Annotated in this window: 1 protein-coding gene; it reads left to right on the forward strand. The window is 64.2% G+C overall.

Annotated features, from left to right (window positions below):
• Positions 1 to 2,800: Ig-like domain-containing protein (locus DOU50_RS00535; protein WP_194266104.1), on the forward strand; the 2,800-nt coding region annotated here is incomplete at both ends.

Genomic DNA, 2,800 nt, shown 5'->3' on the forward strand with positions numbered 1-2,800 from the left:
ATCCGCGCCCGGTGCTGAGCGGCACCGGTACGCCGAACGACGTTATCAACATCACTGACACGGTCAACGGCGGCACGCCGACTATCGTTGGCACCGTCACGGTAGACAGCAACGGCAACTGGAGCTGGCGCCCTGGCAGCGACATTGCGGAGGGCAGCCACGTCTATACCGCCACCGCCACCGATGAGGCAGGCAACGTCTCTGACCCGTCGCCAGCGATTACGATCACCGTAGATACCGTGGCGCCGGATACGCCAGTGATTGGCGCCGTGGGCGGCGAGCCTAACGGGGGCTACATCACGGATACCACGCCGACAGTGGGCGGAACCGGCGTTAACGGTGAGACAGTGATCGTCTACAACAACGGCGTCGAACTGGGCCGTGTCGTGGTCGCTAACGGAGAATGGAGCCTGACGCTTCCAGTGCAAACGGACGGCCCGCTGAACATTACCGTTGCGGGCGTGGATGCGGCGGGCAACGTCAGCGCGCCGAGTGCGGTCTTTACCGTCACGCTCGATACCGCTGCGCCTGAGATTCCGCAAATTAATGCCGTTTCAGACAGCCAGCTCACCAACAACGTGCTCTACACCCGCGACGGCACGCCGACCCTCACCGGAACCAGCGAACCCGGCACCACCGTTATCGTCTCCATCGACGGTACCCCGTCGGGCGTGCCGGTCACGATACAGCCGGACGGCAGCTGGAGCTGGACGGCAGGCACAACGCTGTTGGATGGCCCGCACACCTTCACCGTCTCTGCTACCGACCCTGCGGGTAACGCCTCCGGAAACTCTACGCCGCTGAGCGTGACGGTGGACACCGCCGCACCTGCCGACCCGACCAACATGTCCCTGGCACAGGAGGGGACCCCGTTGACCGGTAATGCCGAAGCGGGAACCACCGTTACCGTGAAAGACAGCGGTGGGACCGTCATTGGTACCGGCGTTGTCGCAAGCGACGGCAGCTTCTCCATTGCGCTGAGCCCGGCGCAGCTGGATCCGACCACGCTGATCGTAAGCGCTACCGATGCCGCAGGAAATGCCAGCCCTGGCGCGTCCTTTATCGTTACCGATTCACCGCTCGACCTGCCGCAGGTGCCCGTCATCACGGCGATCAACGATGACGTCGCCCCAATCACGGGCGATGTGAAAGACAAAACCACCAACGACACCACCCCGACCCTCACCGGTACGGCTCAGGCGGGGAGCCAGATCGCTATCTACCTGGACGGTAGCGCGACGCCATTGACGACAGTCACTGCCGACGGCAGCGGCAACTGGAGCTATACGCCAGCCGCGCTTGGCGAGGGGCTACACACCTTTGAGGTGACCGCGACCCTCAATAACCTGACCAGCGGCCGCTCTCCGGCGGCCAGCGTTACCGTTGACCTCACCGCACCGGGCACGCCGACAATCGGCGCCGTAATTGACGACGTCGGCCCAGGCACCGGTCCGCTGACCAGCGGGCAGACCACCAACGACAACCAGCCGACCCTCACCGGCACCGGCGCAGCAGGCGATACCATCTCCATCTACAACAACGGCGTGCTGCTGGACAGCGTGGTGATCGGCAATACCGGCACCTGGAGCTACACCACGCCCCCTCTGGCAGAGGGGAATAACGTCCTGACCATCCGCGAGACAGACCCGGCGGGGAATCAGAGCGGTCCTTCTGCAGGCTTCACCGTCGTGGTGGACTCCGTTTCCGCCACGCCGGTCATCACCAACGTTACGGACAATGTCGGTAACGCTGCCACCACGGTGGTCAGCGGCAGCGAAACGAATGACGCCACGCCAACCCTTACAGGGACAGCGGACGCAAACAGCGTGGTCACCATTTTCGACGGCGGCACGCAGATTGCTGTGGTCACGGCTGACAACACAGGTATCTGGACGTTTACCCCTGACACCGCGCTCGGCGAAGGCTCGCACAGCTTCACCGTTCGGGCGACCGATCCGCAGGGCAACGTCAGCGCGGTCTCAGCCCCCTGGAGCGTGGTGGTTGACCTGACGGCACCGACGGTTCCGACGCTGGATACGGTAAACGACAACGTCCCTGGCGGCGTCACGGGCAACCTCACCAGCGGCCAGGTGACCAACGACAGCACCCCAACCATCAGCGGTACCGGGCAGGCGGGCAGCACTATTCACATCATGAATAACGGCACGCAGATTGGTACTGCAACCGTTGACGGAGGCGGCAACTGGTCCTTTACGCCGACCGCGCCGCTGGGCGACGGCAGCTACGCCCTTCGCGTCTATGCAACGGATGCGGCAGGCAACGCCTCGGCGAACTCATCGGTCTTTGCCTTTACCGTTGATACCGCAGCCCCTGGCGTACCGGTGGTGACCAGCGTAATTGACGATGTCGCGCCCGTCACCGGGACGCTCACGTCGGGCAACACGACCAACGACGCGCGTCCGACCTTCAACGGCACGGGCGACGTGGGTGCCACAGTGCACGTGATCGTTGATGGCAGCGAAATTGGCACGGCGGTGGTGAATGCCCAGGGCAACTGGACCTTCACCCCGGGCACCGATCTGGGCGACGGGCCGCACGCAATCACCTTCAACGCCACCGACGTGGCAGGCAATACCGGCAGCACGACGACGCCGTTTAACCTGACGGTGGATACGGGCGTACCGTCGGCGCCGGTCATTTCGACCGCGGGTGACAACGCGGGCAGCATTCAAACCCCGCTCTCTTCCGGGCAGAGCACCGACGATACCACGCCGACGCTGAACGGCACCGCGACCGCCAACGCCACGGTCACCGTTTATGAAAACGGGCAGCCGGTCGG

This window comes from Enterobacter sp. C6 (assembly GCF_008122455.1).
Lineage (GTDB): Bacteria > Pseudomonadota > Gammaproteobacteria > Enterobacterales > Enterobacteriaceae > Enterobacter > Enterobacter pseudoroggenkampii.